This window comes from Nitrosomonas aestuarii (assembly GCF_003046585.1).
In the GTDB taxonomy this organism is placed as follows: Bacteria; Pseudomonadota; Gammaproteobacteria; order Burkholderiales; family Nitrosomonadaceae; genus Nitrosomonas; species Nitrosomonas aestuarii.
On record NZ_QAAE01000037.1, the window covers coordinates 1 to 6,757 of the forward strand.

Annotated in this window: 6 protein-coding genes and 1 pseudogene; 4 read left to right on the forward strand and 3 right to left on the reverse strand. The window is 45.4% G+C overall.

The window, feature by feature from the left end; genetic code table 11:
• Nucleotides 1-387: 387 nt before the first annotated feature.
• Nucleotides 388-1,302 (reverse strand): LysR family transcriptional regulator, encoded by a 915-nt coding sequence (locus C8R11_RS15535; RefSeq protein ID WP_342352479.1) that lies wholly within the window; start codon nt 1,300-1,302, stop codon nt 388-390.
• Nucleotides 1,303-1,440: 138 nt separating this feature from the next.
• On the opposite strand from C8R11_RS15535, the gene C8R11_RS15540 reads away from it, so the two are divergent.
• Nucleotides 1,441-1,920, forward strand: a complete 480-nt coding sequence (locus C8R11_RS15540; protein ID WP_107796490.1) for a tautomerase family protein — start codon at nt 1,441-1,443, stop codon at nt 1,918-1,920.
• Nucleotides 1,921-2,059: 139 nt separating this feature from the next.
• Entirely contained in the window at nt 2,060-2,257 is a 198-nt protein-coding gene (locus C8R11_RS15545) for an aldehyde dehydrogenase family protein (protein WP_107796491.1), read from the forward strand.
• A gap of 27 nt (nt 2,258-2,284) precedes the next feature.
• On the opposite strand, the gene C8R11_RS15550 is transcribed toward C8R11_RS15545, so the two are convergent.
• A complete protein-coding gene (locus tag C8R11_RS15550) occupies nt 2,285-2,878 on the reverse strand; it encodes a recombinase family protein (protein WP_107796492.1) in 594 nt (197 codons plus the stop codon).
• Nucleotides 2,875-3,201, reverse strand: a complete 327-nt coding sequence (locus C8R11_RS15555; RefSeq protein WP_107796493.1) for a trypco2 family protein — start codon at nt 3,199-3,201, stop codon at nt 2,875-2,877. Before C8R11_RS15555 ends, C8R11_RS15550 begins: the two co-directional genes overlap by 4 nt.
• 149 nt (nt 3,202-3,350) lie before the next feature.
• On the opposite strand from C8R11_RS15555, the gene C8R11_RS15560 reads away from it, so the two are divergent.
• Together C8R11_RS15560 and C8R11_RS15565 are read left to right on the forward strand one after the other, a co-directional pair.
• Nucleotides 3,351-6,296, forward strand: coding sequence for a Tn3 family transposase (locus tag C8R11_RS15560; protein ID WP_107796494.1), 2,946 nt, complete (start codon nt 3,351-3,353; stop codon nt 6,294-6,296).
• 78 nt (nt 6,297-6,374) lie between these two features.
• Nucleotides 6,375-6,488 (forward strand): annotated as a pseudogene (locus tag C8R11_RS15565) (IS481 family transposase); the annotation flags it as partial.
• Nucleotides 6,489-6,757 lie beyond the last annotated feature (269 nt).

The following is a 6,757-nucleotide window of genomic DNA, read 5'->3' on the forward strand; positions in this document are numbered from 1 at the left end:
ATAAAAAAGTAATTGTGGAATGAGGCACGACTTGCTAAAGTGATTATGACAAAGTCGCTCGGTAATTAGACCGACAGTTTCCCTTGGTAATCACACTAGTACACATTACGAAGAGAAAAAGTGTATTTTTGTTCCGCTATTGACAAACGACTGCGTATATCATTTGCAAACTCGTTTCTCTTTCATAAACACCTCGATTAGTGACAATAATATTGCCTCTCATCAATGTGTCCATTTCTATTAAGCCAGAACAGTGTTTCTTACCGTGACATTGAATTCAATATGGAAGAGAGAGGGGTTTCTCTATCGGTTATAGAAGTTGCAAATTACTTATTACCGTAGTTTGAATCTTCGACGATGCACCAATTCACTTTTGCTTTTCCCTACCTAGTCCTCATGCAGCATCTCGAAATGTTGTGCTAGAAAATCAATTAACGTGCGCACGGAAGGAAGAAGACCGCGCCGAGACGGAAACACTGCATGAACGATTTCCGAGCGCGGTGCCCATCCAGGTAGCAGCTTAACCAATAAACCAGCAGCCAGTTGATCGCGCGCCATAACCATCGGCAGTTGCACTACACCAACTCCGGCCACAGCAGCATCTCTCAGCGCGATCATATCCGTCGTAACAAAACGTGGCGTATGATGGAGTGTCGCGTGTTGGCCATCTGGTCCATGCAACACCCAGCTATGGATTTGTTGAGGGTTGCCCAGACTCAGGCTCGGCCAATTGCTCAAAGCAACTGGGGTAGCAGGAAAATTGTGCCGTTGGACGAGAGCGGGACTGGCCACCAAACATTGACTTAGATCAGCGAGGATACGCATGACCAGATCACTGTCCTGCAAAGGTGTTGGTCGTACGCGAAGGGCGACGTCTAGTGATTCGCTGATGAGATCAACACGTCGGTTAGTGGCCTCCATGTACACCGTGACGTGCGGGTAGCGCGCCATGAAATCGGCCAGCATCACTCCTACATTCGAATTCACCAGCGGTATGGGGCATGTCATCCGGATTACACCCCGGGGTTCCGATTTTAGTGTTTCTATTGCTTCCTGGGCCAATTCAGCTTCCACCAGCATCGCTTTGCAATGCATGTAAAAGCTCTGTCCAGCTTCGGTAACCGCAAAGTGACGTGTTGAGCGCTGGATTAGGCGAACGCCGAGCCGTTCTTCTAGCCTGGCAATGCGTCGACTGAGCTTCGATTTGGGTATCCCCAACACACGGCCTGCTGGAGCAAAACCGTCATAATCCACGGCCTGGACGTAGTAATAAAGGTCATTCAGGTCTTGCATTGTAGCCATCTATAGTTTTAAAAATAGAACGCTGAGAATCAATTTAGCATACTACTCGTTTACTCATCTTCAGATCTATACTCTAGTAACTTGCTAATAGCAAGTATCAGACATCTCAAATCAAGAATCAATTACAGGAGAAATATCATGCCATTATGGAAAGTTTATCATCCCGCTGGAGCATATACCGCTCAAGACAAAAAGGATCTATCCGAAAAGATTACCGGTATGTATGCACGCGTTCCTATTCCGAAGTTCTATGTAGTCTTCATTTTTGAGGAAATAGCCAAAGATTCCTGCTTTGTTGGTGGTGAACCGAATAACAAGTTTGTCCGATTCAAGGTTGATCAAATTGCGAGAACGCTGCCTGGTCCCATTATACGTGAATGGTGGGTGAGAACACTAGATGAGCTTATCGCTCCTTTTGTGAAGGATAAAGGCTACGATTGGGAAATTTCCATTGACGAGACACCTTTCGATCTTTGGTCTCTTCAGGGAGAAATACCACCTCCTTTTGAATCCATAGCCGAAAAGAGATGGGTCAAGGAAAATAAGGCGAGTCCTTATACACTGACGGAAAAGCTTCCTGTTACCTTGGCGTTTACTCCAGGAATAGCGGATCGTTAGATCTGGGTGGCCGTTCCCGTTTGAGCGGCCAGTATTCCTGAATTCGGTGCCGCATATATCGCAAAAAACACGAATTCACCATCCTGATCTTTCCGCGAATATAGCCGCACTCACTCACAGTAAAACACACGGAGGCAACATGACTTATCAAACGATCAATCCTGCATCAGGAAAACTGATTAAGACCTATGCACACATATCCTACCAGGACTTGGAGGCTGCAATTGCCAATGCCCATAATGTTTTCCGTAGCGACTGGCGGCACCGCTCGGTATTCGAGCGAAGCAAGATCATTTCCACTGCATCCGCTATCTTGCGCGAAAAAAGTGAAGAGTAGGCATCATCGCATGGTTTGTTCGTAGATTTACTCTAAGGGAGTTATTGGCCATTCAGAAATTCTAGTATTGGTGATTCTATAAGCCGTTGACCGTCCAATGCCGAGCTGTTTTGCAGCCTGACCGGCTGTCAAACCGGCCTCAATGAGTTTTTCCAACGCAGAAACGGTTTCCCTGCCGAGTGAGGGACGCCCAGGTTTTTTGCCGCGTTTGCGGGCGGCAGCAATACCATCTTTTGTACGCTCAGAAATCAATCGGCGTTCGAAATGGGCGATAGCCCCAAATACATGAAACACCAATTCACCGGCAGCGCTGGACGTGTCGAGTTTTTCTTCAAGGCTTATCAAATTAATACCTTGTGCCTTGAGGTTATCGACGGTTTCTAGGAGTTCTTTTAGAGATCTCCCCAACCGATCAAGACGGACAACGCATAGAGAGTCCCCTGCGCGTGCATGATCGATCAATTCCGTTAATCCGGGACGTTCAAACTGTTTTCCCGAAATGACGTCTTTAAATACCCGGACGGCACCAGCCTTTACCAATCGATCTTTTTGTCCTACCACATCCTGTTCAGCGGTTGAGACGCGGGCATACCCAAGTATATCTCCTGAACGGGGTTTCATGAGTCCGTTTTTTCCTTGTTCGAGTGATGATTACTGTTTCGCTCAGTGGGTGCCTGAAAATAAACGGGCACATCAAACGATATCCGATTAGTTTTTTCTGACGACACGTTTGCCTTGGCATCCCCCAGAGACCAAACCCGTATTCCGCCTCCAGCCTCTTGATTGACAGTGACAACCACCTCGAATTTAACGAGCTGAAATTCTGTCATTTTTTTGTTTTCAACAAGTCCTGGTGCCACATATAGAAGCGCTTCCTGCTGAGCATCGGCAACGCCTTTAGTTATATCTAGTAATGTTTGCTTCACAAACTCATCAAGTTTCATAGGGTGTTTCCTGTCTTTTTACCGACCGTTTCTGGGACGCTTGAGTTCTGCTTGATAAATTGTCATATAACTGCCTTTAAACTGTCTCTTTATTCGTCCCAATATTATAAACTATCCCAAAACAAACAATAGCCTTTTTGGGACAATCTATGGGTAGACGCCAGCTTTTATCACCATCCATTCGCGAATCCCTGTTCGACATTCCATCCGACAAAGTGTCGCTGGGCAAATATTATGTATTGAGTGACGCCGATCAGCGATTAATTCAAACCCGGCGAAAATCAAAGAACCGATTAGGACTGGCTATTCATATCTCATTGCTGCGCCATCCAGGGCAAGGTTGGCACGAGAATCAATCACTTCCCCGGCAACTGATTAATTGGTTAAGTGAACAAATAGCGATTTCACCGGATGCGCTAAATGAATATGGTGTTCGCAATGCAACACAATCAACGCATCGAACGCTCGCTACAAAACATCTTGGACTCAGGTCATTTGGGTCTGACGACATTACGTTAGCTCAGGATTTGGCTGCAAAGGCCGCATTTGATACAGATGAGGGCCGAGTTATTATTACACGGCTCATTGAGAATTTACGGAATTTACACTACGTTCTGCCGGCCACTGAAACACTTGAACGAATTGGCGTGGCAGGTCGAGCGCGAACCAGACGATTAGCGGCGCAATCATTAAATGATGCATTAAGTGAAAGCCAGAAAGCAATCTTGAATAACTTAGTGGATCACGATCCATCGATTGGATTATCGAAACTTGCCTGGCTACGCGGTATTCCACATTCCACGAGCGCCGCTAGTTTACAGGCGTTAATTGATCGGCTGGAATTTGTTCGCAGCATTGGTATCTCTGCCGATCTTGGAGACGATATTCATCCAAACCGATTAAAAAAGTTCTCGCGAGAAGGCGCAGTAGCACCGGCACATTTACTGAGTGACTTCGGTGAACGACGTCGACTGGCGATATTATCAGCCCAGATGGTAGAAATGGAGATTACCCTGACTGATACGGCTATTGCATTATTTGAGAAACTGACTGGGCAGCTATTTACAAGATCCAAGTTAAAGCACGATCATTCCTGGCAAGCGACTCAGTCTCGTGTCGGAAGATTAATGCGGCTCTTTAGAGGCACCATCAATGCCATGGAGCTGGCAAAAGAAAACAACAGTGATTTCTTTGAGTTGTTGGATGAAATGGTCGGTTGGGAGCAGTTGATGAATTCCCGTCCGGAAATTGATGCACTTGGCGATATGGCCACAGAAGACCCACTGGAAACGGCATCCCAAAGGTATACACAACTTAGAAAATTTGCACCTGCATTTCTAGACATCTTTTCATTCACCGTACCGGACTCCAACGCTGATTTGCAAGCCGCACTTAGTTTAATAAAGGATTTGAATGAAACCAAAAAACGAAAGTTGCCTGATATTGTACCGATGCCATTTCCCTCAAAACACTGGTGTTCTCTCATCACCAAAAACGGAAAGCCAGACCGCCGAATTTATGAAACAGCACTAATAGCCACACTGCGTGATCGACTCAGAGCGGGTGATGTTTGGGTAGAAGGCAGCCGCGATTATCGTCGTTTTGATACGTATCTGACATCGAAAGAGGAAGCTAAAACATTAATCGGTGACCGAGGCGTAGAAATCGATGGACCAACATGGCTGGCTGATCGGCGTGATCTTTTAGATCAGCGACTCAGTGAGGTTCAATACAAATTGAAACACGATCAACTTGAGGGAGTACGATTTGAGAAAGGACGTCTAAAAATCACACCTCATGATCCTATAACACCGCCTGAAGCTGAACAATTGGATCGAACCATTGACGCCATAATGCCCCGAATTCGCATTACAGAATTACTATGGGACGTTGCGCAAACAACTGGATTTTTAAATGCATTCACTGAACTACGCTCCGGCCGACACCACGAAAACCCGGCTGCTGTACTGGCTGCCATTCTAGCGGGTGCAACAAACCTCGGATTGGAGAGAATGGCGCAAGCGTCTGACAGTTTAACTCACGCACAAATATCCGGAGCCTCGACCTGGTATTTAAGGCCAGATACATATGCAGAGGCGTTAGCACGCATCATAGATGAGCATCATGATTTACCATTGGCCCAGGCTTGGGGATTAGCTGAACTTACCTCATCCGATGGACAGTTCTTCCTGGCCGGTCGAAACACAGGCGATATCAATGCAAAATACGGCCCTGATCCTGGGCTAAAAATCTATTCCTTTTTATCCGGTCTATACGGGTCATTCTACTCAAAAGTTATCGGTGCAACAGCTGGTGAAGCACCGTTTGTTTTAGACGGATTGATGGATAACGTAGCTCGTTTCAATCCACTTGTACATTATGTTGACACAGGTGGTGTGTCAGATCATGTTTTCGCACTGTTCCATCTACTGGGCCTCCAATTAGCGCCACGTCTTAAAGATTTTCCAGATCGGCGATTAGCTTGCTTTGGTAAAACCAGACAATGGAAAGACTTGTTACCTATCATGGGCAAACCGATCAATGAGGAAGTGCTGCTCAATCACTGGGATGAGGCGCTGCGACTGGCTGCCAGTATTGTAAATAAAAATGTCGTTCCATCAGCTATGTTGAGAAAACTGAGTGCTTATCGGCAGCAAAATAGATTATATCTTGCACTAGGTGAGATAGGCCGGATTGAAAGGTCGTTATTTATGCTCGATTGGATGGAAATACCGGCCAAGCGCATTGAAAGCCAGGCTGGATTGAACAAAGGCGAAGCTCGACATACACTGGCAAAAGCGGTCTTTGCTCATTCTCAGGGAAGTATTCATGACCGATCAGATAAGGCACAACAAAAACGTGCCATGGCACTGAACCTTGTGATTGCAGCCATTGTTTATTGGAATACCGTTTATATGCAAAAGACCCTGGATCATTTAGAAAATAATGGCACAGTTGTTGATCCTGATCTACTTAAACATATTTCTCCGTTGGGCTGGGCCCATATTAATCTTACAGGTGATTATTTCTGGAAATCAGTAGGCCAAACCAAAAGCCGTCCACTCAATCTCAGATTAGAGAGGATGTGGGCCTGATAATGATACAAGATTGAATTTTGCGGTAGAAATTAATCCTTAGAGTAAATCTACGTACAAACCATGCGATGACGCCAATACTATAACAATGAACGCACTCATCAAGGGAAAATGTGCTGTGGGCGCACACCATTGGAAACAATGCTTGATGGGCAATCGGTTTGGGCGGAAAAAAATTTAGCTCAAATCTAAACTGACAGACACCTTAAAAAAACGGGTAACTGTCAGATCAGATCTGAGCTAGTACATATTAGTGTGTTAACACCAAGCGACTTTGTCGTATCTTAATTACCAGGCGATTCTGTCGTAATCGCTAATTACCAAGGGAAACTGTCGGTCTCTTTTTTACATGTTTGTTAGTGTTCTTTTTTTGAATACTGGAGGCATGTTGAGGATGATTGTGATGGATTCTAAAGCTCAACTCACCGTTGATATAATTGCTAAAATTGTTGAAGGCAGAA

What these genes read in the sequence shown, in the direction of transcription:
- C8R11_RS15550 (WP_107796492.1), bottom strand. Translation starts at nt 2,878, where the DNA reads ATGAAACCCCGTTCAGGAGATATACTTGGGTATGCCCGCGTCTCAACC.
- C8R11_RS15555 (WP_107796493.1), bottom strand. Translation starts at nt 3,201, where the DNA reads ATGAAACTTGATGAGTTTGTGAAGCAAACATTACTAGATATAACTAAA.
- C8R11_RS15560 (WP_107796494.1), top strand. Translation starts at nt 3,351, where the DNA reads ATGGGTAGACGCCAGCTTTTATCACCATCCATTCGCGAATCCCTGTTC.
- C8R11_RS15535 (WP_342352479.1), bottom strand. Translation starts at nt 1,302, where the DNA reads ATGGCTACAATGCAAGACCTGAATGACCTTTATTACTACGTCCAGGCC.
- C8R11_RS15545 (WP_107796491.1), top strand. Translation starts at nt 2,060, where the DNA reads ATGACTTATCAAACGATCAATCCTGCATCAGGAAAACTGATTAAGACC.
- C8R11_RS15540 (WP_107796490.1), top strand. Translation starts at nt 1,441, where the DNA reads ATGCCATTATGGAAAGTTTATCATCCCGCTGGAGCATATACCGCTCAA.